We start from the raw sequence: 24698 nt of genomic DNA, 5'->3' as shown, positions 1-24698 counted from the left end.
TTTATTGCAGCAAACTCTACTTCGATCCACTCCACTGACTTCAGCAGCTAAAACCCCATATTCTGGTTGTGTGCGCTAAAACAGAAAGCCGCCGACTATTCACTTTTCGTTACTGATATGCAGCATTTCGGCTTCAATTACACGGTTTGTGCGTGAATTAGCCAATCCAGTTTGCCGCCATAAAATCGATAAAACAGCGTATCCGGGGAGAAAGATAACGGCTGGCTGGCCACAGCGCGGAAAAAGTACCCTGAGTGATACAACAACCAGCTAAAACCTCTTGCAGATCTCCCTGGCTGAGTGCTTCTCGCACGGCGAAATCAGGGACATAACTGATACCCAGCCCTGAGGTGCTGATACGGATCACTGCTTCGATATTATTGGCGGTTAACACGGACGCAGGTTTGTAATCGCCTGTTATACGTAACCCCTTTAGTTCCCACGGCTGGATAAGCCCGGTCGAAGGGAAGCGGAAGAGAACGCATTTATGGTTTTTCAGATCGTCGGGGGAGGCTGGTTCACCATGCTCGCGCAGATAAGCCGGGCTGGCACAAAGAACAAAACTAAACTTGCCGAGTGTTTTTGATGTCAGTCTGGAGTCGGCTATTTTCCCGCTGCGTATTGCCACATCGAACCCTTCATCGACAATATTGACCAGCCGATCGCTGAAATCCAGCTCCAGCTCAATATCAGGATAACGCCGGGTGAAGGACGGAAGCAGGGGAAGCAGCAAACGGTAGCCGATAACAGGGAGCGACACTCTTAGTTTTCCGGCGGGTTGCTCCACCGTGGTGGTCAGTTCGGCCTCGGCTTCGCGCAACTGCTCCAGAATATGCTGGCAGCGTGACAGTAAAACTGTCCCTTCAGCCGTGAGGCTGACGTTACGTGTGCTGCGATTAAAAAGTCTTACACCCAGTTTATTTTCCAGCCGGGCTACGTTTTTACCCACTGCCGATGCGGAAATGCCCAGCGACCTCGCAGCCTGTACAAAGCTGAGGGTTTCCGCTGTTCTTACAAAAGAAGTAAGCGAGGTGAAACTGTCCATCGATTATAAACTTTTTGTCTCTTCATAAGGTATTCCCAGTCTATTTATCTAATTTAAAATCCGCAATAACATGGCCGGACATTGTTTATTTCCTTTTTAAGAACGCTGAATTTTAAAGGTAATCTCATGTCCTCACTCATCGCATCCTCTTCCCGTGCCACCAGAATGACCGCCGCGATGGCTGTGTTCCTGGCGGCTATGTTATTACCGTTGAGCTTCACCGGTGGCGTTGTTACCACACCTGCCATTAGCCATGCGCTGGGAGGCAGTCCTGCTGCGCTCACCTGGCTGACGAACGGCTTCATGTTGACCTTCGGCAGTTTGCTGCTGACAGCAGGTATTGCTGCGGATATGGCAGGCAGAAAGCGAATATTTATCGCCGGATTAATCATTTTTTGCGTCAGCAATCTGTTTATTTATTTGGCGCAAAGCACCGCCATTATCGGCGTATTCAGGGCGCTACAGGGCATCGCTGCGGCAATGACGTTAGCCGGAGGCAGCGCAGCGCTGGCGCAGTTATATAACGGAAATGCCCGAACCCGGGCGTTTAGTCTGCTTGGTACCATGTTCGGTGCCGGATTAGCTTTCGGGCCGCTGCTTATTGGACTGATTACCGACGTTTTTGGCTGGCGCTGGGTTTATGCTTCAATGGCAATGCTCTCTGGTATCGTCGCGCTGACCGGGAGCGCATTTTTACCGCCGTCAGAAAAACAGCCGCCGCAGAAAGCGGATATCGCTGGCATCGCGCTCTTTACCCTGGCGCTGATCCTGTTCACTTCAGCTGTGATGCTGTTGCCGGTTTATGGATTTTTATCCCTGCCTGTGCTGGCTTTGTTTATAGCTTCCACGCTGCTTATTCGCTGGTTTGTGAATCACTGCCGAAAAATTAAACATCCTGTTTTTGATATTGCGCTCTTACGCAGCCCACGCTTTGCAGGAGTCCTGTTATTGCCGGTTGCCACCTGTTATTGCTACGTTGTGCTGCTGATAATTATTCCGCTGCACTTTATGGGCGGTGACGGGTTAAGCGAGACACAAAGTGCGTTTTATCTGCTGGCCCTGACGGGACCGATGTTGGTATTTCCCTCGCTCGCAGCCTTTCTGACCCGATGGTTTACGCCTGGTGCGGTTTCGGCCACCGGGTTGATTTTAGCTGCCGCCGGTTTACTTGCGCTTGGGCAGGCATTGCAGGGTGGCAGCATCAGTCTGCTGTTGTTTTCACTGGTGATCATCGGCGCAGGTGCGGCGCTTCCGTGGGGGCTAATGGACGGGCTTGCTGTTTCTGCCGTCCCGGTGGAACAAGCCGGTATGGCGGCAGGGTTGTTTAATACGGTTCGCGTTGCCGGTGAAGGAATTGCACTGGCGATGGTTACGGCATTGCTGGTGGCGATAAACCATCTGAAGCTTAGAGAGGTGGCCGCTGATTACTCACCCGATGTCATCAACGACGCTGTTAACTGGCTGGGTGGTGGCAATATTGATCGGGCGGCGGATCTTCTGCCCACTGTTTCCCGGATGTTGCTGCGAGAGAGTTACGATTCCGCCTATACCTTTTTATTTCAGGCGCTGGCGGGAATGACGCTGGTCTGCGCTTTTATGGTCTGGAAGATGTTACGTAAAAACGGTCACGGTCAAACTTAAGTGTTATGTCGCCCCCTGACCGCGCAACGATCTTGACAGCGTTTTACGACTTTCCCTCGCGACAAAAACCGGAACATAGAGGCAGGACAATTTCCCATTTTCTAAAAAATCCATAAGGGAGATGTTTGTTTGCTCAATCTGGCTGAATAACTCAATTGCCCGTTACGTGCGGCGGCTATATCCGAAAGCAGATCACCCCGCACCCACCTTTAATGCCCGTGCAGATGCATGCTCAATAAGTACGCTTGCATATCGCCACCAGATAAGCAGTGCCACAAGCGCAATGGCGCTCAGCACGCTGAACGCGGTGGCAAAGGAGTAATTACCGGCAATCATCCCTGTTAATGCCGGGCTCATTGACGCACCGATGCCCTGCATTAGCATCACCACGCTTTGCCCGGCATTAACGTGCCCGCTATCGCACAGCAGCGCCACAATAAAACCGGGTACCACCACGCCAAGGATACCCGCAGCCGCGCCATCCAGTATTTGCACTGGCACCATCATCAGCGGGGCAGCCGAGATTGCTGCCAGCGCAGCCCGCAGAGGCATTATCAGCAATGCCAACATAATTAATCGCCAGTAACCGTACTTATCGATTCGCCGGGCAACCCAAATGGCCACCGGAATCATCACCGCCTGAGAAATAATCACCGTGGCGGCAGCATACAAACCGGGATTCATGGCGCCAGGCGCGGCGGCGACGCGCATGCTGAGCATGGGTAACAGCGCAGCATTGGCCAGATGAAACAGCATCAGGGTCAATCCGGTAATAAACAGTGCCCTGTTTTGGGTGAGTACCGAAAGCCCCGGCAGCGGTTGAGGAACAGAGAACTGTATACCTCGCGCCGCATCGTTATCGATATCTTGACTGCGAATGGCCAGCAGCGCGCACAGCGTTAACACGGTCGTACAGGCCATCAACAGGAAAATACCGCCGACGCCCCAGTACCAGGCAATACCTCCGGCAATCAGCGCGGTAAAGAAATTTCCTGCGTGATTGAATGCCTCATTTTTACCCATTTGACCATTAAAGCCGCGTTGCCCTGTCAGACCCAGCGTAATCCCGGTGATCAGAGGGCCGACAAAAGCCGCGCATATTCCGCTGACTATTTGCGAAAGCGCGACGACGGTGTTTTGCTGGCTGAACCAGAGCAGAAACGTACTTGCGGTAATCATTATGCAGAGCAGCGCCAGCAGAGTCCGTTTGTTTTTGGACGTGTCGGTGACAAATCCTGCCGGGAGTGTCGCCAATAACCCTGCCACGCCGCCCAGCGTCATCAGCAAGCCGATATCATCCGGTTGCCAGTGGCGCTGGGTGAGAAATATCCCCAGAAAAGGGCCGAGACCATCGCGGACATCAGCAATAAAAAAACTTGTCAGGCACAGCGCCCTCAGGGAACGAAGAGACATATTTCCGGCCTTTAGCATAGTTAACTCACTCTGTTAGCAATGGTATATGCTTCAACCAAACTCGCGAAATCATTCTCATTAAGTGTATCGGCATTTGATGAAAATAAGATGGTTAGCCAGGTCCGTGCCGGTATGGTGAGCCGGGAGTTGAAGCAAAATAGCGAGGCGAAAACCAAAGGGGAACAACTGTTTCGTGAGTATGGCGTTACGGGGGCGTGTGGAGAGGCAGAAAGCGGGTTTGCTACGGTAAGGGTTTATGATTACCTGCATGGGAAAAAGCCATCAACGCGGGTTATGCGCTGCGGGTGTTACTTTCGTTAATTGCTCACAATCCTGACACCAATATCCTCGCACGTGGGGGGCTAAAAGGATTACGCTATGCACAGCGATATGCGGCCAGGATCCTGCGCATTAAACACCTCACTGGCAACAGATTCAGGCAGGCGCTTTTACATATGGACACTGCGTTCATCGCCCGAAATTTAAGCCCAGGAGGAAGTGCGGACCTGCTGGCAGTAACCTGGCTACTGGCTCATTTCCCACCCTAAGGGATGGAAAACTAAGGACTGATGGAATTTACCATGACAATACCGCGTCTGTTAAAGCTGGATGACTCTTTCACAACGATTCTTGTTCCAGGATTAAGAGATAGCGACGATTACCACTGGCAAACCTGTTGGGCGCGTCGTTTACCTCGCTGGAAAAGAATAAGCCAACGAAACTGGTTGCAGCCGGATATTGAAAGTTGGGGCGCAGCGATTCGCAGAGAATTAGCCACCTGTACGTTGCCCGTTATTTTGATTGGGCATAGTTTTGGCGCGCTTGCATCCTGGTACCAGGTCCAGAGTAGAGCAACAAATGTTGCCGGGATTGTTATGGTTGCGCCTGCTGAACCTTCACGTTTTGAACTTGAAGAAGTTATCACCGCGTCGAAGTTAAAAATACCCGGAATGGTCTTTGCCAGTCACAATGATCCGCTTATGTCATTCAATCGCACTGTATTTTGGTCTGACAGCTGGGGATGTGAGCTGGTAGATGTCGGCGATGCTGGTCATATTAATTCGGAATCCGGATTTGGTGAGTGGGAGTACGGTCTTGAAAAAATATCACAATTTGGAGAGATGCTATTAAAAATAGACAGATGAATTTTTAATATAGATGGCACCCTGCACATTTTTCAATTTCCTGTTATAAAGTCGCGATCCTATGATGGCGTAATACCGGCAGGGAATACATTTCCTGCCGGTATTGTCCGACCCGGGCGCGTTCCTCTTTCTAGCGGGCAGGAATGCGGGCAATGACCTTAATTTCAAAATCAAATCCTGCAAGCCAGGTGACGCCAACGGCTGTCCAGTTTGGATAGGGTGGCTGCGGGAAAATCGACTGTTTTATCTGCATAATTGTCGGAAACTGGTTTTGCGGATCGGTATGAAAAGTCGTGACATCAATCAGATCATCAAACGTACAACCTGCGGCAGCAAGCGTCGCTTGCAGATTATCGAATGCTCGTTGCACCTGAGCGGCAAAATCCGGCTCCGGCGTACCGTCGGCGCGGCTGCCGACCTGGCCGGAAACAAACAACAAATCTCCGGAACGGATGGCGGCTGAATAACCATGTTCTTCATAAAGCGCATGGCGGTTAGCCGGGAAAACGGGTTCACGCTGGATCATTGGATTTCCTTTTTCAGTGAATGTTGAAAACGAGAGCAGGGAGCTGACAAATCGTTTAATATACGCGGCGTATATTAAATTAATATCACATACGCTACGTATGTCAAAAGGAGATCGCATGATCAAGCGTCGCAGCGAAACGATGGAAGAGAACCGGGCCAAATTGATCGGTGCAGCGCGAAAGGCGTTTGCAGAAAGAGGCTATGCCGCCGCATCAATGGATGAATTAACGGCCAGTGTTGGCCTGACGCGCGGCGCGCTCTATCACAACTTTGGTGATAAAAAAGGGTTGCTTGCCGCTGTTGTCGCGCAGGTTGATGGTGAAATGGCGCAACGAGCGAAAGCGGCAGCGGCCACGGCCGACGATGAGTGGGAGAGGTTATTGGCCGAAGGCATTGCCTATATAAAAATGGCTCTCGACCCGGAAGTGCAACGTATTGTGTTGCTGGATGGTCCGGCTTTTCTCGGCGACCCGGCGCAGTGGCCAAGCCAGAATAGCTGCCTCGAATCCACCCACCAGGCGGTGCTGGAAATGATCGAGCGCGGCATCCTCAAACCGGTGGATGCCGATGCTGCTGCGCACATGTTAAATGGCGCGGCAATGAATGCCGCACTGTCGATTGCGGCCAGCGACGATCCGCAAAAAGCGCTCCCCAACTATATTGAGGTGTTTACGCGACTGGCGAGCGGCTTACGTAATTAAGCCTTACCGATTAATGTCACAGATTTTGTAAATGAACCTTTATCCGGAATTCAGACAATTCCTGCCATGATTTCTGGCAGATAAACGGCCCTTAAGCGGAACACCGATTGTTATTCAGCATGGCAACCGTCGACTGCTCACGCCTGAGCACCGTCCCGGGATAAACACAAAACCAGCGTGACTCAGACAGGCTTTCTGCTCATCCTGTCACCGCCTCGGGTGCGGGGCCTATTGCGCTGCAGCAGTCCATTTCGCGGCGCAAACAGGAATGCCAGCAGGAACAGGACAGCCTGAACCAGCACGATGGTTGCACCTGTTTCACCGTTCAGCCAGAAACTGGCGAACGTCCCCACGACGGTGGCGGTTACGGCTGACAGTACTGAAACCAGGAGCATGGGGTAAAAACGCCGGGTAAGCAGGAATCCGATGCACCCCGGGGCTATCAGCATGGCCACAACGAGCACGATGCCGGTTACCTGCAGTGCCGTCACGGCCGTGGCCGCAACCAGTACCAGTAAAATCAGCTCAAGCCGGGCCGGCAAAAGTCCGATGACGCTGGCCTGACAGGGGTCAAAACAGAACAGGATGAGGTCTTTACGCATAATCAGCACCGCCAGAAGCGTCAACGTCCCGATGACGACAGTCTGAATGAGAACGTTGGTTTCAATTCCCAGCAGATTCCCGAACAGGATATGCATGAAATGCACGTTATCCGGTGTTGCCACCAGTAAAATCATCCCCACGCCGAGAAATCCCGTAAAGGAAATCCCCAGCAGGGCGTCCGGTTTTACCGTGGTCTGATTTCTCGCCGCACCGGCAATCATTACGCAAGCCACGCCGCTGACGATCGCCCCCAGAGCCATCGGCACGCCGATGATATAGGCGAAGATAACCCCGGGCAGAATAGCGTGAGACATGGCATCACCAATCAACGCCCAGCCTTTCAGCACAATAAAACAGGAGAGTACCGCACACACTGAACAGACAAAGACGCCGGTCGCCATCGCCCTCAGCATAAAGTCATACCGCAGCGGCTGAAGCAGCGATTCCAGTATTACGTCGAAACTCATCGGGCTGCCTCCCTGTTGAGCGCCTTACGGCGGCGGCTTGCCAGAATGCCCTTTGCCGGCGCGAAGAGTAAAGCGAGGATAAACATCACGGTCTGTAGCACAACGATGGCACCTCCGGTTGAGCCGTCCAGGAAGTAACTGACATAGGCCCCCCCCGCACACGCCAGTGCGGCAAGCAGAGGTGCAATGAATAACATCCGGGCGAACTGCTGAGTCAGAAGCTGCGCGGTTGCTCCGGGCGTAATCAGCATGGCCACCACCAGTAACGCCCCAACCGCCTGCAGCGCCGCAACTGCAGCCAGAGACAGCAGTATCAGCAGTAGCAGGTGCAGCGCGCTGACGTTAAGACCGATGGCCCGCGCGTGACTCGGGTCAAAACAGTAAATCAGCAGGTCTTTCCACTTTACCGCAAACGTGATGATGCAGATGACACCAATAACTGCCACCTGTACCAGGTCAGCCGTCGAGATCCCCAGCAGATTACCGAAGAGAATGGTCTGGATACGGATGTTGGTGGGGAAGACAGAAATAATAAACAGCCCTGCCGCAAAAAAAGCGGTGAACACAACGCCAATCACGGCATCATTTTTCAGCACGGAATTTCGCTCTATCAGCCCGATCCCCAGCACCGCCAGTAGGCCGGCCACGAACGCGCCGAGGGCAAAGGGACCGCCAGCCAGTGCCGCAACCGCCACACCCGGCACAACAGAATGCGAGAGTGCATCACCCAGCAGCGACCAGCCTTTAAGTGTCACAAAGCAGGATAAAAGGCCGCACAGTGCGCCAACCGCTGCGCCACCAAACATCGCTTTTATCATGAAGGCGTAGCTGAAAGGTTGCGCAAGCAGTGTCAGAAGAGATTCACTCAGCATGATGGCACACCTTCCCCGCGTCACCCTGTACTCCGGGAGATGCCAGACCAACTGGAAGCTGATTGATCGCACCACCGAAGGTTTTGCCGAGGTTATCCGGGGTGTAAACCTCACTCACCGGGCCGGAAGCAATCAGGGTGACGTTGATCATCATCACCTCATCACAGTAGCCCGGTACGCTTGCCAGATTATGGGTGGAGACAATGATGATATGTCCCGCTTCTCTGAGTTCGCGCAGAATATCAATAATGGCGTGCTCAGTCTTGATATCGACCCCGGTGAACGGCTCATCAAGCAGCATAATCCTGCTCTGCTGCGCCAGCGCGCGCGCCAGAAAGACGCGTTTACGCTGGCCACCGGACAGCTCACCAATCTGACGATCAGCGAAGGCCTCCATGCCAACACGCTTCAGGCTGTAGGAGACGATTTCCTTATCCTTTTCAGAAGGGATACGTAAGAAGCCCATACGACCCTGACGCCCCATCATCACGACATCATGCACTGATACAGGAAAAGTCCAGTCCACTTCTTCGGTCTGAGGGACATACGCGATAATATTCTGCTTTTGCGCCCATCTGACGGGGTGATGGCAGACATCTACCTTACCGGAGGCTGGCGAAACGAACCCCATAATCGCCCTGAACAGCGTTGACTTCCCGGCTCCGTTCATGCCGATGAGCCCACAGATAGTAGGCTTGCTGAGTTCAAAGCTGACATCTGAGAGGCCGATATTGCCGCCCCGGTAAGAAACGCTCAGATCCGCTACGCTGACAGCCGGAGCGAGGGAATGACGCCCGGTATTATCATTAATTACTGACATTGAATGCCTTCAGAATGGTTTTAGCGTTGTAGTCAAGAAGCTTAATGTAGGTGGGGGCCGGGCCGTCATCAGTGGTCAGGCTGTCAACGAACAGCGTTCCGCCAAATTTCGCGCCTGTTTCAGAAGCCACCTGTTTCATGGCTTTATCGTTAACCGTACTTTCACAGAACACGGCGGGCACATGGTTTTTGCGTACCTGATCGATTACATGGCGCACCTGCTGCGGTGTTCCTTCTTCGTCAGCGTTAACGCCCCACAGATACAGCTCATTGAGATGATAGTTGCGCGTCAGGTAGGAAAATGCACCTTCGCAGGAAACCAGTGTGCGCTGGTTTGCCGGAATTTTCGCGAGCATGTTGGAAATAGGCGCATTCAGGGCTTCAATTTTTTTCGTGTACTCTGCCGCGTTGCGGTCATAGGTGGCGGCATTCTCCGGGTCAATCTTATCCAGCGCTTTACGGATATTTTCAACGTATATCACCGCATTTGCTGGCGACATCCACGAATGTGGGTTGGGCTTACCTGAATACTCACCATCCTTAATCATCATGGGCTCAATGCCATCAGACACGACGACGCTCGGCACGTTATGAACGCCCTGGAAAAATTTATCGAACCAGCGCTCCAGGCCGAATCCGTTACGCAGAACCAGATCGGCTGACTGCGCTTTCACAATGTCCAGCGGCGTAGGCTGATAATCATGAATTTCCGCGCCGGGTTTGGTGATGGACTCCACAATGGCTTTATCCCCCGCCACGTTCTGCGCGATATCCTGCAGGATGGTGAATGTGGTCAGGATTCTTTTAGGCTTTGCATCCTGTGCCATGGCCGGGATGACGGTCAGTACATACGAGACCACTGCCACAGAGGCAATCATAAAACGTCTGGTTTTGTTCAGCATTTACATTTCCTTCTTGATGAAAAATAAAACACATATAGCCAATGCTATAACTTATAGCAATTGCTATATGTTATAGCATTGGTTGAATTAAATGAGAACAATAATCATTTAATGTCATCCGGGTGAATGCTCCTGATGCGGCCTTTGCTCTGCACGGGTGAAGAGTAATGTCTTTATGGCGAGCAGTAACTTCAGGTTACTGTATGGGATATCTAAATGATTTAATTGATAAATAAAACTCAGGCGGGAAGTGTAAGCTGATATCAGCGTGGGGTGTTTTGAAAACGTATCTTTACCGACAAAGCATCAGGTAGCCATACCGACAGGAACGGACTGGATCTGCTCAGTATGAATGATGTAAAAATTATTGGTGCCAGATATAACCGGGGCACAAATCCAAGCCTGGAAAGTATCAAACTTTGATTGATGAACATATTGCCCGGCTGTCACCACTGATACACGGGCATATCAATATGCTGGGGCATTATACATTCACGCTACCGGAGGATATTCTGAAGGGAGAACTCCGTCCATTAAACCTCAATATAAACAATGAAGTATCGCCTTAATGTGTTTTTTTTACATCATTGACCGTCAAACCCCTTAACCAACAGGGCTTCCGCTGGTCAGTGAATTGTCTCCCATAACAGCTTGATCAGCAGGCTGCACGCCAATAACAGGAAAAGTCGGCGTATCCATTGATTTCCTCCCTTGAGTGCAATCTGTACGCCGATAAAGGAACCACTGATTGCCGCGATCCCCAGCGGAATAGCCAGCCCATAATCAATAAGGCCGTGTGGAATAAGAAAAAACAACGTCGCGAAGTTCGTCCCAAAATTGACGACTTTTGCGCAGGCGGTTGCCCGCAAAAAATCAAAATGAAAGAAACGGATAAACAAGAACAGCAGAAAACTTCCCGTTCCCGGGCCGATAAAACCGTCATAAAAACCGATAGCAAAACCCAGGCAAACACCTTTGATAAGATCGGCCCGCGTAGGTGGCTGACTGGTATCATGATGACCGAACTGGGGTTTGAACCAGGTGTATGCCACCATCACCGCCAGGACAACGATAACGATCGGGCGCATCCACGCAGACGGCATAAAATCCAGCAGCCTGATCCCTGAGTAAGCGCCGACAACGGCACTCGCAGCAGTGGGCAGGATCAGTTGCCAGGGCAGACGTAACCTTGTCATAAACTGCCTGACCGACATCAGATGCCCCATAACAGAAGAGAGCTTGTCGATCCCCATGATTTGGGCAGGGGTGAAATGTGGCAGGGTGCTATAAAATGTCGGAATAGTGATCAATCCGCCGCCACCGACAGCCGCGTTAATGATCCCGGCAATAAATGCGACGGGAAGCAACAGGTAAAGCTCGTAATGCATTTGTGTTCCTTTCTGAAACGCTGTGGTCTGATGTAGCAGGAAAAGGCGATAAATGTTTGCATCGGCGTCATCGTCGCTGGCGGCTAATGGTAGGATTGCATTGTTTTACTGTCCAATATATAAATAAGCATCAATTTATATATTCGGACATATAAGTGGAATTTCGTCATCTCCGCTATTTTCTGACCGTCGCGCAAGAGCTGCACTTCACGCGCGCCGCAGAAAAACTCAATATTGGCCAGCCCCCGTTGTCGCAGCAGATCCAGTCACTGGAAGCTGAGTTGGGGGTGAAGCTGTTTAACCGGACGAGACGCCATGTGGCCCTGACTGAAGCAGGTGAGCACCTTGTCATTCAGGCGAAGGAAATATTACGCATTAGCGGTAATCTGCCCGCTGAATTACGTGATATTGAGCAAGGGAAAAGGGGGGAATTGCGAATAGGTTTTACCACCACCGGTTTATTTGTGGACGAACTCAGTCAGCCGCTTAAAACTTACCGACGCCATTATCCTGACGTCAGGATCACACTCAGTGAGATGTACTCCCGCCAGCAGTTTGATGCGCTTCTTCAGCAGGAAATTGATATCGGCTACGTGCGTCTTACACCCGGTACCCGGCAGGATGGGCTGGACATCCGCATCCTCAGGCGTGACCGACTCTGCGTTGTTCTGCCAGCAGATCATCCAGAAGCGGCAGCCGATACTCTGCCCATTGCTGCCATGCACAACGCGTCTTTTATCTTTTACCCGGAGACATCAGGAGCGGCAGTCCCTGAACTGGTTAGACGGCTTTGTCATCAGGCCGGGTTCACACCAACCGTTGTCCAGGAAGCCGCTGAGGTTTTGACGCATATTGGGCTTGTCGCGGCGGGGGTGGGAATTTCTGTTCTGCCAAAACCGGTTGACAGCCTCAGGCCCGGCGGGGTGGTGTTTATTCCTTTGGCGGAGGACGATGCGGAGTTATGCATGGCCCTGGTGACGCGAAGCGAAGAGAGAAATATGAGGATCCTGAACTACCTTAATCTGGTTGCGTTAACTTCTCAGGATCCGAAAGGCGAGCCTGATTAATTTATTTTGGCTCTCTCAAAAGCCGGAAATATCCGGCTTAGCTCTTCAATAAGATCCATAGGATAACCCCAAAATCAGCCCGCTGATCCGCTCACGAACGCGTGGTTAACGCGCGATTAATACAGCTCAGGCCGATTGAAGTGGTACGCACGGCCTCAATAAGCGGGGTATGTGGTTCATGTCCTAAAAAATCGACCAGTTTTGCATTGTCCATCTGCATTTCATGCAGTGTGGTATTGAACGTCGCCATCGCAAAGATGAGCCACCAGGGAAATGATTTTACCTTCGTTTTAATACGGGGTTTGAGGGCCAATCGTGTAAAAAACACGTTAAAAAGATAATTTACTGTTTTAGTTATAAAAAATTAACAAAACCAATGTCCAGCTTTGCCCGGAATTTTTGTGTATACTTGCTGCAAAGAGGTGTCTACATTTTAAGGATGGAAGGTGGAACGCGATGAAAGTGAGTGATGCCGCGCTACTCAAGTCAGGGTTTAGCCATGCAGATCTACAAAAACTGAAAAATAATATTGCTAATTATGGAGGATCTCTGGATTCCGTGACCCATGATCTTGCTAACCGCTTTAACGCCTCAAAGTGGATTACTATCGCTGCCTTTACCATACTTGTTCTCACGCTGATGCTGGCATCCATAGATACCAGCATCACGCTTGCGGCCACACTTGCGATTGTATTACCTTTTATATGGTATTTAACGCCAGCAAAACTTGCGTACAAGTCATGGCGCTATCGCAGATTAACGACTAATTCTAAACCGCGTCAGTAACAGACATAAGGTCAAATATGACCTTAGCTTTAACACCATAACCGACAATTTTCATTGTGAGCTTTGAACGGCTCATGGTGCTGACTTTCCGGTAATAATCGGTGGGCAGATATCGGAATAAACGCCATGTTCCAGGGCGTCTGAACAGACCGAATATGCTATTGCTGCTCAACAACATCTTTTATTTCCTGGACGAAATTCATCCGGGTGAGACTATCTCTGAGATGGAAAGCAGACAGCGTATTAGCTGTATTGATAAGCTTTCTGGCCTCTAGATTAACCATTGTTTCTGCCCAGTTCTTATTCCTGCCTGAGCGCATCATATCAAGTAATGCAGCATCCATTTTTGTTCTCCCTGTATATTACATCGCCGATAATACCCCTTTATTTTCAACTGTAAACAGCCGTCGTTTCAACCGGAAATATGTTGGTCTTGATATGCCTGTTTTCTCTGATACAGCCTTAAAGGACAGTCCCTGCTGAATCAAAGTCAGAGACGAAGCTGTCGCCGGATGGGGTTTCCTACCGAACCTAACACCTGAGGCCATTGCAACAACCCGTCCGTCATTGGTTCGTTCCAGAATGCGCTCACGCTCGGCTTCTGCAACAACGGCCAAGATTTGAATCACCATTTTCCCCATCGTACCTTCGGTACCCAGACCATTTTCCAGAAAACGGATAGCGATGCCTTTTTCTTTGGCGGAGGACGATGCGGAGTTATGCATGGCCCTGGTGACGCGAAGCGAAGAGAGAAATATGAGGATCCTGAACTACCTTAATCTGGCTGCGTTAACTGCTCAGGATCCGAAAGGCGAGCCTGATTAATTTATTTTGGCTCTCTCAAAAGCCGGAAATATCTGGCTTCAGACTGCTGTGGAAACACTGCAAACTCTGTACACATCAGTGGGATTTAAACCCGGCAGCTGACATCAGCAGGCGGAACACCATACTCACCGCAGCCAGCGCCAGTACGCTGCCACCCCAAATCAATACCAGCCACATCAGGCGATTGAAAAACGAATGTTTCATCAGTGATAACCCTCGCCAGGTTGTACTTTGCCGCGAAACACGTAATAGCTCCATGCGGTATAGACCAGGATAATCGGGATAATCAGCAGCGCGCCGACCAGCATAAAGCCCTGGCTTTGTGGCGGTGCGGCGGCCTGCCAGAAGGTGATATCCGGCGGAATGATGTGCGGCCAGATGCTGATGCCCAGCCCGCTAAAGCCGAGGAAAATCAGGCCCAACGTCTGCACAAACGGTAATGCATGATGCTGCGGATTGTTGAGGCTGCGCCATAGCCAGACACTGAACGCAATAACCAACAGGGGTACCGGCGCGAAGAAAAACAGGTTTGGTAGGCTGAACCAGCGGGAAGCAATCGCCGGGTGCGCCAGCGGTGTCCACAGGCTAATGATCGCAATAACCACCAGTAAAACCAGCAGCAATTTCTTCGCTGCTGCACGCATTTTATCCTGCAACGGTGCGTCGCTTTTCATCACCAGCCAGCTTGCGCCCAGCAGCGCGTAGGCAATCACCAGCCCAACGCCGCAGAACAAGGTGAAAGGGGTTAGCCAGTCCAGCGCGCCGCCACTAAAACGCCGTCCGTTGACCGGAAAACCATTCAGCACTGCACCAACCACCACGCCCTGAGTAAAGGTCGCCAGCACGGAACCCGCCATAAATGCTTTATCCCAGAACGGGCGGTGGGCAGGTGTCGCTTTGAAACGAAACTCGAATGCCACGCCGCGAAAAATTAGCCCCAGCAGCATGAGTGTCAGCGGAAGGGTCAGCGCATCAACAATCACCGCATAAGCTAGCGGAAACGCACCGAATAGCCCCGCGCCGCCGAGCACCAGCCAGGTTTCGTTGCCGTCCCAGACTGGCGCAACGCTGTTCACCATCACATCGCGATCGTGCGTGTTACGGATCAGTGGAAACAGAATGCCGATCCCCAGATCAAAACCGTCCATCACGATGTACATCAGGGTGGCAAAAACAATAATCACAAACCAGATCAACGGAAGATCGATACCCATTATTTTGCCTCCTCATCATGCCAGGCTTGCGGGCCTTTGCAGATCAACCGCACCATATAGCTGTAGCCGACACCGAAAACGGCGCTGTAGACGACGAAAAATGTCAGCAGGCTGAGACTCATCTGCATCACGCCGTGCGCCGAAACCGCATCGGCTGTACGCAACAACCCGGTGACGACCCACGGTTGACGGCCAACTTCTGTGGTGACCCAACCGGCGAGAATGGCGATCAACCCGGCAGGCCCCATCCACAAAGCAAAATGCAGGAACGGTCGCGACTGGTAGAGCCGCTGTTTATAGCGCAACCACAATGCGCCGACGCCCAGTACTATCATCAGCACGCCGAGGCCGACCATCACACGGAATGACCAGAACACCAGCGGCGAATAAGGGCGCTCGTCTTTGGGAAATTCTTTCAACGCCGGAACCTGTTTATGCAGGCTGTGGGTGAGGATCAGGCTACCAAGCGCCGGGATCGCTACTGCGTAACGGGTGCGTTCCTGTTGCATATCCGGCAGGCCGAACAGCAGCAGCGGGGTGGCTTCGCCAGGCGGGTTCTCCCAGTGGCCTTCAATGGCGGCAATTTTTGCCGGTTGATGCTCCAGCGTGTTCAACCCGTGCATATCGCCCACCATTGCCTGGATCGGCGCGACTATCAGCGCCATCCACATCGCCATCGAGAACATTTTGCGCATCGCGGGCGTATCGTTACCACGCAGCAAATGCCAGGCGGCAGATGCGCCGACAAACAACGCGCTGCTGAGAAACGCGGCGATGGTCATATGCATCAGGCGATAGGGGAAGGATGGGTTGAAGATCACTTTCAGCCAGTCCACTGGCACCACCTGGCCCTGTTCGATAATGTAACCCTGCGGCGTGTGCATCCAGCTATTGGAGGCGAGGATCCAGAAAGTGGACATCAGCGTGCCCAGTGCCACCATGCAGGTGGCAAAATAGTGCAACCCCGGCCCGACACGGTTCCAGCCAAACAGCATCACGCCGAGAAAACCAGCTTCCAGAAAGAACGCAGTTAGCACTTCATAGGTCAGTAATGGCCCGGTAATGCTGCCGGCAAACTGGGAAAAGCCGCTCCAGTTGGTGCCAAATTGGTAGGCCATCACCAACCCGGAAACCACGCCCATACCGAAGTTAACAGCGAAAATCTTCGACCAGAAATGGTACAGCGTACGCCAGTCCGGGTTACGGGTTTTCAGCCATAAACCTTCCAGCACCGCCAGAAAACTGGCCAGCCCGATGGTGATCGCCGGAAAAATAATGTGAAACGAAACGGTGAAGGCGAACTGTATTCTCGCCAGATGAAACGCATCTAAACCAAACATGGACAACCTCAGATCAACTGCTGTGAGGGGTATGGTAATAAGCGCGAGCCGGAACTTGCAGAAACAGATTGGCGAATTTTTTGTATAACAGTTTTTTTTAGTACCACCTTTTTTATTACTGATATAGCAAGGAGCCGTATCCCGTGCCATGATATTCACCATCCTCAACCCGGTGAATATGCATGAAAAAATACCAGCGCCTGGCGCAACAAATCAGCGAACAAATTGAGCTTGGCGTCTGGCGTCCGGGGGAAAAGCTGCCATCGTTGCGCGAGCAGGTCACCAGCAGCGGGTTAAGTTTTATGACGGTGGGTCACGCTTATCAGTTGCTGGAAAGCCAGGGCCGCGTGATTGCCCGGCCGCAATCTGGTTATTTTGTCGCGCCAACATCCGGTGTGCCGCGCGTAGCGGCGGCGCAGGTCACCCGTGATGAAGCGGTGGATATCAATACCTATATTTTCGATGTGTTGCAAGCCAGTTGCGATGCCTCGGTGTTGCCGTTTGGCTCAGCATTTCCCGATCCGAAACTGTTTCCGATGCCGCAGCTTAACCGTTCGTTGGCGAAAGTAAGTAAAAGCGCCACTGCCATGAGCGTGATTGAAAACCTGCCGCCGGGCAACAACCAGTTGCGCCATGCCATCGCCCGTCGCTACGCCCGTCAGGGGATGAACATCTCCCCGGATGAAATTGTTATTACCGCCGGGGCGCTAGAGGCGCTGAACCTCAGTTTGCAGGCGGTCACCGAACCGGGCGACTGGGTGATCATTGAAAGCCCGTGCTTCTATGGCGCGTTGCAGGCGCTGGAACGGTTGAAGCTGAAAGCGCTGTCGGTGCCGACGGATGTGAAAGAGGGGATCGATCTTGATGCGCTGGCACAGGCACTGGCCGACTATCCAGTAAAAGCCTGCTGGCTGATGACCAATAGCCAGAACCCGTTGGGTTTTACACTGGGTGCGGAGAAAAAAGCGCGTCTGGTGGCGATGCTGGCGGAACATAACGTCACGCTTATCGAAGACGATGTTTATAGCGAACTCTATTACGGGCGCGAACAGCCGTTACCGGCAAAAGCCTGGGATAAGCAGGATATGACGCTGCACTGTTCCTCTTTTTCTAAATGTCTGGTGGCCGGTTTCCGCGTTGGCTGGGTGGCAGCCGGTCGTCACGCGCGGCGCATTCAGCAACTGCAGTTAATGAGTACGCTCTCCACCAGTTCGCCGCTGCAACTGGCACTGGTCGATTATCTCACCACCCATCACTACGACGCACATCTGCGCCGCCTGCGGCGCGTGCTGGCGGAGCGCAAACATCTGACCTGGCAGGCGCTGCTGCGCCATCTTCCGCCAGAGGTAAAAATTTACCGCAATGAGAGCGGTTATTTTCTCTGGCTGGAGCTGCCCGCCGGGCTGGATGCCGGGGTGCTGAGCCAGCAGGCGCTGGCGAACCATATCAGCATTGCGCCGGGGAAAATGTTCTCGACATCTGACCGCTGGCAATCCTTTTTCCGCTTTAATTGCGCCTGGGCGTGGGGTGATAAAGAGGAACGCGCGGCAATTCGCTTAGGAGAATTGATTCGTCAAATGATGAAATAAACTCGCTCATTCTATTCTTATTTTCTGAATATCTTGTTCTCGTTTTAAAAATAGTGACGGTGAAAAACTTCAGAGTGTCGTCATTATTTTCTGTGCTTTTGTTTTGTTTATTCATAGGAAATGTGAATAGCAACACAAATTAACCGCTAACCAGCTAACCCCTTGTCTATACTAAAAAAGACGGTCAGCTATTATTTTCATTCGAAACGTAATGCGTTATGTGTCACATCCTGGTGAAATTTACGCTGGGTGACATTATGACTGTCCACGTGCCGTCTACTTTTATTAAGGGAGATATATTTACGGCAAGGCTGCCGCACTTTTTCATTGCGACAGGAGTAAACAATGAGCAAGAAATTTGCCCGCAGCAGTCTGTGTGCGCTGAGCATGACGATGATGGTCGCGCATGCCGCCGAACCCACCGAAGTGGGAAAAGGGGAAGGTCGGCTGGATATTATTGCCTGGCCGGGGTATATCGAACGCGGCCAGACCGACAAGCAATATGACTGGGTAACCGCCTTTGAAAAGGACACCGGTTGCGCGGTGAACGTCAAAACCGCCGCTACCTCCGATGAAATGGTCAGCCTGATGGCAAAAGGCGGTTACGATCTGGTTACCGCTTCCGGCGATGCCTCGCTACGCCTGATTATGGGGAAACGCGTGCAGCCGATTAATACTGCGCTTATCCCGAACTGGAAAACCCTCGACCCGAAACTGGTTAACGGTGCATGGTTTAACGTTGGCGGCAAAGTGTATGGCACGCCGTATCAGTGGGGGCCGAACCTGCTGATGTATAACACCAAAACCTTCCCGACGCCGCCGGATAGCTGGTCGGTGGTGTTTGTGCAACAAAACCTGCCGGATGGCAAAACCAATAAAGGGCGCGTACAGGCTTATGACGGCCCGATCTACATCGCTGATGCAGCACTGTTCCTGAAAGCCACACAGCCACAACTGGGCATTGACGATCCCTACCAGCTCACCGAAGCGCAATACCAGGCGGTACTGAAAGTATTGCGAGATCAGCACATGCTGATCCACCGCTATTGGCATGACACCACGGTACAGATGAGCGACTTTAAAAACGAAGGCGTTGTCGCCTCCAGCGCCTGGCCGTATCAGGCGAATGCGCTGAAAGGTGAAAACCAGCCGATCGCCACTGTATTCCCGAAAGAGGGCGTCACTGGTTGGGCGGATACCACGATGTTGCATGCCGATGCAAAACACCCGAACTGTGCCTACAAATGGATGAACTGGTCGCTGACGCCAAAAGTTCAGGGCGATGTGGCCGCCTGGTTTGGTTCGCTGCCAGTGGTGCCGGAAGGGTGCAAAGCCAGCACGTTGCTGGGAGAGCAAGGCTGCGAAACCAACGGTTACCGCTTCTTTGACAAAATTGCTTTCTGGAAAACGCCGGTCGCTGAAGGTGGCAAATATGTGCCATACAGTCGCTGGACACAGGATTACATCGCCATTATGGGTGGCCGTTAATCTGCCAGGAGCCAGCTATGACCTATGCTGTGGAATTTCTGGATGTTTCGCGGTTATACGGTGACGTCCGGGCGGTTGACCGCGTCAGTGTAGCCATCAATGACGGGGAGTTTTTCTCCATGCTGGGGCCGTCTGGCTCCGGCAAAACCACCTGTCTGCGGCTGATTGCCGGGTTTGAGCAACTGAGCGGTGGCGCAATCCGCATCTTTGGCCGCGAAGCCAGCGAACTACCGCCGTGGGAACGGGATGTCAACACCGTATTCCAGGACTACGCGCTGTTCCCGCATATGTCGATTCTCGACAATGTGGCCTACGGGCTGATGGTAAAAGGTGTGGACAAAAAGCAGCGCCACGCCCGCGCCCGTGAGGCGCTGGAAAAAGTGGCGCTCGGCTTTGTTCATACGCGCAAACCTTCCCAGCTCTCCGGCGGACAGCGGCAACGGGTGGCGATCGCGCGGGCGCTGGTTAACGAGCCGCGCGTCTTGCTACTGGATGAGCCGCTTGGCGCGCTCGATCTGAAACTGCGCGAACAGATGCAACTGGAGCTAAAAAAGCTGCAACAGGATCTGGGCATCACCTTTATTTTCGTCACTCACGATCAGGGCGAAGCGCTGTCAATGTCTGACCGGGTGGCGGTGTTTAATAACGGCCGCATCGAGCAAATCGATACCCCACGCGAACTTTACCTGCGCCCGCGTACGCCGTTTGTCGCCGGGTTTGTCGGTACGTCAAACGTCTTCAGTCAGGAGCTTGCCAGCACACTGTGCGGTATGCAGGGTACTTTTTCATTGCGCCCGGAACATATTCGCCTGAACGCGCCAGGGGAAATTGAAGTCAACGCGGTCGTGCAGGCGGTACAGTATCAGGGAGCAGCGACTCGCTTTGAACTGCTACTGGCGCAAGGGGAGAAAGTTCTGGTCAGCCAGGCGAATCTCTCAGGCGTGTCGCTGACAGAAACGCTGACGTTGGGGCAACAGGTGCAGATTTCATGGTCGCGGGACGCGATGGTACCGTTGCAGGGAGCGGGGTAAAATGGCAATGAGTATTCCGTTAACTGCCCGGCGGCGTGCCAGCCTGAGCGGAGTCTTCTGGCGCAAACCGCTGCTTGGGTTGCTCCTCTTATTATTGGGGCCACTGATGTGGTTCGGCATTGTCTATTTGGGTTCGCTGTTAACTCTGCTGTGGCAGGGTTTTTACACCTTCGACGACTTCACCATGTCGGTTACGCAGGATTTAACGCTCGCCAACCTGCAAGCACTGTTCAACCCGGCGAATTACGACATCATCGTGCGCACCCTGATGATGGCGATTACCGTGACCGTGGCGAGCGCAATTCTCGCTTTCCCGATGGCGTGGTATATGGCGCGTTATGCGCAGGGAAAATGGAAGGCGTTTTTCTATATCGCCGTGATGTTGCCAATGTGGGCCAGTTATATCGTCAAAGCCTATGCGTGGACGTTGTTGCTGGCAAAAGATGGCGTGGCGCAGTGGTTTTTAAGCCATCTGGGGCTGGAGCCGCTTTTAACCACCTTTTTGACGTTACCAGCAGTCGGCGGTAACACGCTTTCCACGTCCGGGCTGGGGCGCTTTTTGGTGTTCGTCTACATCTGGCTGCCGTTTATGATTTTACCGATTCAGGCTGCGCTGGAACGACTGCCGCCCTCGCTGTTGCAGGCATCTGCTGATTTGGGTGCGCATCCACGCCAGACCTTCCGCTATGTGGTATTACCGCTGGCAATCCCAGGTGTGGCGGCCGGGTCGATTTTCACCTTCTCGCTGACACTGGGCGATTTTATCGTGCCGCAACTGGTGGGGCCGCCGGGTTACTTCATTGGTAACATGGTGTATGCGCAGCAGGGCGCGATTGGCAATATGCCGATGGCTGCCGCCTTTACGCTGGTGCCCATCGTGTTGATTGCCCTTTATCTGGCGTTCGTGAAACGTCTGGGAGCATTCGATGCACTCTGACCGCGCACCGTTTTTTCTCAAAGTCACCGCATGGGGTGGCGTTATCTTTCTCCACTTCCCGCTATTGATCATTGCCATCTATGCTTTCAATACCGAGGACGCGGCATTCAGTTTTCCACCACAAGGATTTACGCTGCGCTGGTTCAGCCTTGCGGCGGCTCGCGGGGATATCCTTGATGCGGTGACACTGTCACTTAAGATCGCGGCGCTGGCAACGGCAATCGCCTTGATTCTTGGCACACTTGCTGCAATGGCCTTATGGCGCAGCGAGTTTTTTGGCAAGAACGCGATCTCGCTGTTACTACTGTTGCCGATAGCGTTGCCAGGGATCATTACCGGGCTGGCGCTGCTGACTGCCTTCAAAGCGGTCAATCTGGAGCCGGGTTTTTTCACCATTGTTATCGGGCATGCGACGTTTTGCGTGGTGGTGGTGTTTAACAACGTCATCGCTCGTTTCCGGCGCACCTCGTGGAGCCTGGTTGAAGCCTCGATGGACCTGGGTGCTAACGGTTGGCAGACTTTTCGCTATGTGGTGCTGCCGAATCTCAGTTCGGCACTGCTGGCCGGGGGAATGCTGGCGTTTGCGCTGTCGTTTGACGAAATCATCGTCACCACCTTTACCGCAGGCCATGAGCGCACTCTGCCGCTGTGGCTGCTGAACCAGTTGGGCCGCCCGCGCGATGTGCCAGTGACCAATGTGGTGGCGCTGCTGGTGATGCTGGCGACGATGTTACCTATTCTCGGTGCCTGGTGGCTGACACGCGATACCGACACCGTTGCCGGAACCGGCAAATAACACACCAAGCTGAAGGACAGAACTATGCAACATCACTTGTTTATCAATGGAGAACTGGTTAACGGCGAAGGCGAGAAACAGGCTGTCTACAACCCGGCCACCGGCGAGATGTTGCTGGAAATCGCCGAAGCCTCCGCCGCGCAGGTCGATGCGGCTGTACAGGCAGCCGATCGGGCGTTTGCCCGTTGGGGGCAAACCACGCCGAAAGCGCGGGCTGAATGCCTGCTGCAACTGGCGCAGGTGATAGAGGACAACGCCGAAACCTTCGCACACCTGGAATCCCTCAACTGCGGCAAACCCTACCACTGCGTGCTGAATGATGAAATTCCGGCGGTGGTGGATGTGTTTCGTTTCTTCGCCGGGGCGGCGCGCTGCCTGAACGGGCTGGCGGCCGGGGAGTATCTGGAAGGGCATACCTCGATGATCCGCCGCGATCCGCTGGGTGTTGTCGCATCTATTGCGCCCTGGAACTACCCGCTGATGATGGCGGCATGGAAACTGGGCCCGGCGCTGGCGGCGGGTAACTGCGTGGTGCTCAAACCGTCGGAAATTACCCCGCTGACGGCGCTGAAACTGGCTGAACTGGCGAAAGATATCTTCCCGGCTGGCGTGCTGAATGTGCTGTTTGGTCGCGGTCAGACGGTCGGCGATCCGTTAACCGGCCACGAAAAAGTACGTATGGTGTCGCTCACCGGTTCGATCGCCACTGGCGAACACATTATTGGTCATACCGCGTCGTCAATTAAGCGCACCCATATGGAGCTGGGCGGCAAAGCGCCGGTAATTGTGTTTGATGATGCGGATCTCGACGCGGTGGTGGAGGGCGTGCGCACCTTTGGTTTTTATAACGCCGGGCAAGATTGCACCGCCGCATGCCGGATTTACGCGCAAAAAGGGATCTACGATGCACTGGTAGAAAAACTCGGTGCTGCTGTCGCTAGCCTGAAAATGGGGCCGCCGGAAGAGGAAAGTACTGAGTTGGGGCCGTTGAGTTCTGCCGCCCATTTGGCGCGGGTCAGTAAAGCCGTTGAAGAGGCAAAAACGCTGAGCCACATCAGTGTGGTCACCGGCGGGAAAAAGGGCGAGGGCGCAGGATATTACTATCATCCAACCTTGCTGGCTGGGGCAAAACAGGAAGATGCCATTGTGCAGCGCGAAGTGTTTGGCCCGGTGGTCAGCGTAACGGTGTTTGATGATGAAGAGCAGGTGCTGGGTTGGGCGAATGACTCACAGTATGGGCTGGCATCATCAGTCTGGACGCGTGATGTCGGGCGGGCACATCGCTTAAGCGCGCGTCTGCAATATGGCTGTACCTGGGTGAATACCCATTTTATGCTGGTCAGCGAAATGCCGCACGGCGGGCAGAAACGCTCCGGTTATGGCAAAGATATGTCGTTGTATGGGCTGGAAGATTACACCGTAGTACGCCATGTGATGATCAAACATTAATCATTTAATAAAACCACGGACGGTTTTAAAAAACCTTATAAAACATGAAGCAAATCTCACACTAAATTATCTGTATTGTTATTTATCAAAAACTGATTTAATAATATCCAGTCATCAGCGGAGTGGCGAAATATTACGATCAAATAATACCGCACATCGGCATTTTCTCTGCCTGTCATATAAGTGTCATCTATCCGACAACAGACAGTCATTGCAACAAAAGATAATAGCTGGCTTTTTATAAAAACAGGCAGGGGAAAACCAATAATGAGTAAAATTGTGGTCGTGCTCGCCCCCGGAGGCGCGTCTGAGTTTTTAACAGTCGGTGATAGCGAAACCTCCGTCTTATGGGCTACAGGCAGCGGTAGCGGCGGGGCGCAAGCTGGTTTGTTGCCCATCGAAACGTACTACTGTGAAGGCGAAGCGTTTTATTTTGCGCGTGTGGAAAATCTTTCCAGCAACGAAATCGTCTCCGCATCCCTTAATTAAAATAAGGGCTCCAGTGCGAGTAATGCCAGTCAGTTAAGCAACTGACTGGCTCTTTTTCGGGGCTGTGGGGTATTTCCAGGGCCTCTCCTTTACCACTCTCGGGAAGGCCCTTTCCCTTCTTGTCGGTAATTTCACAAGTTGTCCCATACTTGCAAGATCGCGC

27 protein-coding genes and 1 pseudogene are annotated in these 24698 nt (G+C 52.7%); 13 read left to right on the top strand and 15 right to left on the bottom strand.

Going from position 1 to position 24698, the window contains the following annotated elements; translation table 11 throughout:
• Window positions 1-157: 157 nt before the first annotated feature.
• Complete coding sequence (locus GA0061070_RS04840) at window positions 158-1045, bottom strand: LysR family transcriptional regulator (RefSeq protein WP_090134143.1); 888 nt, start codon at window positions 1043-1045, stop codon at window positions 158-160.
• A gap of 126 nt (window positions 1046-1171) precedes the next feature.
• On the opposite strand from GA0061070_RS04840, the gene GA0061070_RS04835 reads away from it, so the two are divergent.
• On the top strand, window positions 1172-2686 hold the full coding sequence (locus tag GA0061070_RS04835; protein ID WP_090134142.1) for an MFS transporter: 1515 nt from the start codon (window positions 1172-1174) through the stop codon (window positions 2684-2686).
• Window positions 2687-2878: 192 nt separating this feature from the next.
• Here the strand turns inward: GA0061070_RS04835 and GA0061070_RS04830 are convergent, their stop codons facing one another.
• Complete coding sequence (locus GA0061070_RS04830) at window positions 2879-4099, bottom strand: MFS transporter (RefSeq protein ID WP_090134140.1); 1221 nt, start codon at window positions 4097-4099, stop codon at window positions 2879-2881.
• A 305-nt stretch (window positions 4100-4404) separates the two neighbouring features.
• Between GA0061070_RS04830 and GA0061070_RS25785 the strand changes: the two genes are divergently transcribed.
• Both GA0061070_RS25785 and GA0061070_RS04820 read left to right on the top strand, forming a co-directional pair.
• Window positions 4405-4647: a triphosphoribosyl-dephospho-CoA synthase gene (locus tag GA0061070_RS25785; RefSeq protein ID WP_279616056.1), complete on the top strand. Its 243-nt coding sequence runs from the start codon at window positions 4405-4407 to the stop codon at window positions 4645-4647.
• Between the two features lie 33 nt (window positions 4648-4680).
• Window positions 4681-5244, top strand: coding sequence for an RBBP9/YdeN family alpha/beta hydrolase (locus tag GA0061070_RS04820; RefSeq protein WP_167353531.1), 564 nt, complete (start codon window positions 4681-4683; stop codon window positions 5242-5244).
• A gap of 130 nt (window positions 5245-5374) precedes the next feature.
• On the opposite strand, the gene GA0061070_RS04815 is transcribed toward GA0061070_RS04820, so the two are convergent.
• Window positions 5375-5770, bottom strand: a complete 396-nt coding sequence (locus GA0061070_RS04815; protein WP_090134137.1) for a RidA family protein — start codon at window positions 5768-5770, stop codon at window positions 5375-5377.
• A 118-nt stretch (window positions 5771-5888) separates the two neighbouring features.
• Here GA0061070_RS04815 and GA0061070_RS04810 point away from each other — a divergent pair, with 118 nt between their 5' ends.
• Complete coding sequence (locus GA0061070_RS04810) at window positions 5889-6473, top strand: TetR/AcrR family transcriptional regulator (protein ID WP_090134135.1); 585 nt, start codon at window positions 5889-5891, stop codon at window positions 6471-6473.
• 182 nt (window positions 6474-6655) lie between these two features.
• Here GA0061070_RS04810 and GA0061070_RS04805 read toward each other — a convergent pair whose 3' ends face one another.
• The 5 genes from GA0061070_RS04805 to GA0061070_RS04785 all read right to left on the bottom strand — a co-directional run bounded on the left by GA0061070_RS04805 (window position 6656) and on the right by GA0061070_RS04785 (window position 11524).
• Window positions 6656-7543 (bottom strand): metal ABC transporter permease, encoded by an 888-nt coding sequence (locus GA0061070_RS04805; protein WP_090134133.1) that lies wholly within the window; start codon window positions 7541-7543, stop codon window positions 6656-6658.
• Window positions 7540-8397 carry a metal ABC transporter permease gene (locus GA0061070_RS04800; protein WP_139109730.1) on the bottom strand — a complete coding sequence of 286 codons (858 nt, stop codon included), beginning with the start codon at window positions 8395-8397 and terminating at the stop codon, window positions 7540-7542. The genes GA0061070_RS04805 and GA0061070_RS04800 overlap by 4 nt, the downstream gene beginning before the upstream one ends.
• Window positions 8398-8404: 7 nt before the next feature.
• Window positions 8405-9235, bottom strand: coding sequence for a metal ABC transporter ATP-binding protein (locus tag GA0061070_RS04795; RefSeq protein ID WP_090134130.1), 831 nt, complete (start codon window positions 9233-9235; stop codon window positions 8405-8407).
• A complete protein-coding gene (locus GA0061070_RS04790) occupies window positions 9222-10112 on the bottom strand; it encodes a metal ABC transporter substrate-binding protein (RefSeq protein ID WP_208598152.1) in 891 nt (296 codons plus the stop codon). The genes GA0061070_RS04795 and GA0061070_RS04790 overlap by 14 nt, the downstream gene beginning before the upstream one ends.
• Window positions 10113-10762: 650 nt before the next feature.
• Window positions 10763-11524: a sulfite exporter TauE/SafE family protein gene (locus tag GA0061070_RS04785; protein WP_090134126.1), complete on the bottom strand. Its 762-nt coding sequence runs from the start codon at window positions 11522-11524 to the stop codon at window positions 10763-10765.
• Between the two features lie 155 nt (window positions 11525-11679).
• On the opposite strand from GA0061070_RS04785, the gene GA0061070_RS04780 reads away from it, so the two are divergent.
• Entirely contained in the window at window positions 11680-12591 is a 912-nt protein-coding gene (locus tag GA0061070_RS04780; RefSeq protein WP_090134125.1) for a LysR substrate-binding domain-containing protein, read from the top strand.
• Window positions 12592-12682: 91 nt separating this feature from the next.
• Here the strand turns inward: GA0061070_RS04780 and GA0061070_RS04775 are convergent, their stop codons facing one another.
• Window positions 12683-12841, bottom strand: coding sequence for a hypothetical protein (locus tag GA0061070_RS04775; protein WP_341844368.1), 159 nt, complete (start codon window positions 12839-12841; stop codon window positions 12683-12685).
• A 206-nt stretch (window positions 12842-13047) separates the two neighbouring features.
• Between GA0061070_RS04775 and GA0061070_RS04770 the strand changes: the two genes are divergently transcribed.
• Window positions 13048-13377, top strand: coding sequence for a hypothetical protein (locus GA0061070_RS04770; protein WP_090134123.1), 330 nt, complete (start codon window positions 13048-13050; stop codon window positions 13375-13377).
• On the opposite strand, the pseudogene GA0061070_RS04765 reads toward GA0061070_RS04770, so the two are convergent.
• The 5 genes and pseudogenes from GA0061070_RS04765 to GA0061070_RS04745 form a co-directional block, all read right to left on the bottom strand.
• Window positions 13361-13721: pseudogene (locus tag GA0061070_RS04765) on the bottom strand (DUF4225 domain-containing protein). The gene GA0061070_RS04770 and the pseudogene GA0061070_RS04765 sit on opposite strands and share 17 nt — an antisense overlap.
• Window positions 13722-13739: 18 nt before the next feature.
• Window positions 13740-14102: a recombinase family protein gene (locus GA0061070_RS04760; RefSeq protein WP_208598150.1), complete on the bottom strand. Its 363-nt coding sequence runs from the start codon at window positions 14100-14102 to the stop codon at window positions 13740-13742.
• Window positions 14103-14277: 175 nt separating this feature from the next.
• Entirely contained in the window at window positions 14278-14406 is a 129-nt protein-coding gene (locus GA0061070_RS04755) for a DUF2474 domain-containing protein (protein WP_007372080.1), read from the bottom strand.
• The gene (gene cydB / locus GA0061070_RS04750; protein WP_090134121.1) at window positions 14406-15416 is read right to left on the bottom strand and encodes a cytochrome d ubiquinol oxidase subunit II; all 1011 of its coding nucleotides are present in this window, start codon (window positions 15414-15416) and stop codon (window positions 14406-14408) included. The genes GA0061070_RS04755 and cydB overlap by 1 nt, the downstream gene beginning before the upstream one ends.
• Entirely contained in the window at window positions 15416-16756 is a 1341-nt protein-coding gene (locus tag GA0061070_RS04745; RefSeq protein WP_090134283.1) for a cytochrome ubiquinol oxidase subunit I, read from the bottom strand. The genes cydB and GA0061070_RS04745 overlap by 1 nt, the downstream gene beginning before the upstream one ends.
• Before the next feature lie 182 nt (window positions 16757-16938).
• Here GA0061070_RS04745 and GA0061070_RS04740 point away from each other — a divergent pair, with 182 nt between their 5' ends.
• From GA0061070_RS04740 to GA0061070_RS04710, 7 genes are all read left to right on the top strand, one after another.
• Window positions 16939-18345, top strand: coding sequence for an aminotransferase-like domain-containing protein (locus GA0061070_RS04740; RefSeq protein ID WP_090134120.1), 1407 nt, complete (start codon window positions 16939-16941; stop codon window positions 18343-18345).
• 345 nt (window positions 18346-18690) lie between these two features.
• A complete protein-coding gene (gene ydcS, locus GA0061070_RS04735; RefSeq protein ID WP_090134118.1) occupies window positions 18691-19833 on the top strand; it encodes a putative ABC transporter substrate-binding protein YdcS in 1143 nt (380 codons plus the stop codon).
• Window positions 19834-19850: 17 nt separating this feature from the next.
• A complete protein-coding gene (locus GA0061070_RS04730) occupies window positions 19851-20864 on the top strand; it encodes an ABC transporter ATP-binding protein (RefSeq protein ID WP_090134116.1) in 1014 nt (337 codons plus the stop codon).
• Between the two features lies 1 nt (window position 20865).
• Window positions 20866-21801 (top strand): ABC transporter permease, encoded by a 936-nt coding sequence (locus GA0061070_RS04725; RefSeq protein WP_090134114.1) that lies wholly within the window; start codon window positions 20866-20868, stop codon window positions 21799-21801.
• Window positions 21791-22597, top strand: coding sequence for an ABC transporter permease (locus GA0061070_RS04720; protein ID WP_090134112.1), 807 nt, complete (start codon window positions 21791-21793; stop codon window positions 22595-22597). Before GA0061070_RS04725 ends, GA0061070_RS04720 begins: the two co-directional genes overlap by 11 nt.
• Window positions 22598-22621: 24 nt before the next feature.
• The gene (gene patD, locus GA0061070_RS04715; protein ID WP_090134110.1) at window positions 22622-24046 is read left to right on the top strand and encodes an aminobutyraldehyde dehydrogenase; all 1425 of its coding nucleotides are present in this window, start codon (window positions 22622-22624) and stop codon (window positions 24044-24046) included.
• Window positions 24047-24313: 267 nt separating this feature from the next.
• Window positions 24314-24535, top strand: coding sequence for a hypothetical protein (locus GA0061070_RS04710; protein ID WP_090134107.1), 222 nt, complete (start codon window positions 24314-24316; stop codon window positions 24533-24535).
• 33 nt (window positions 24536-24568) lie between these two features.
• Here the strand turns inward: GA0061070_RS04710 and GA0061070_RS25445 are convergent.
• Window positions 24569-24698 (bottom strand): hypothetical protein (locus tag GA0061070_RS25445; RefSeq protein WP_230887330.1); only part of this gene is annotated, 130 nt, incomplete at its 5' end.

Source organism: Kosakonia oryziphila (assembly GCF_900094795.1).
GTDB lineage: Bacteria > Pseudomonadota > Gammaproteobacteria > Enterobacterales > Enterobacteriaceae > Kosakonia > Kosakonia oryziphila.
This window is presented reverse-complemented; position numbering and strand designations above follow the sequence as displayed.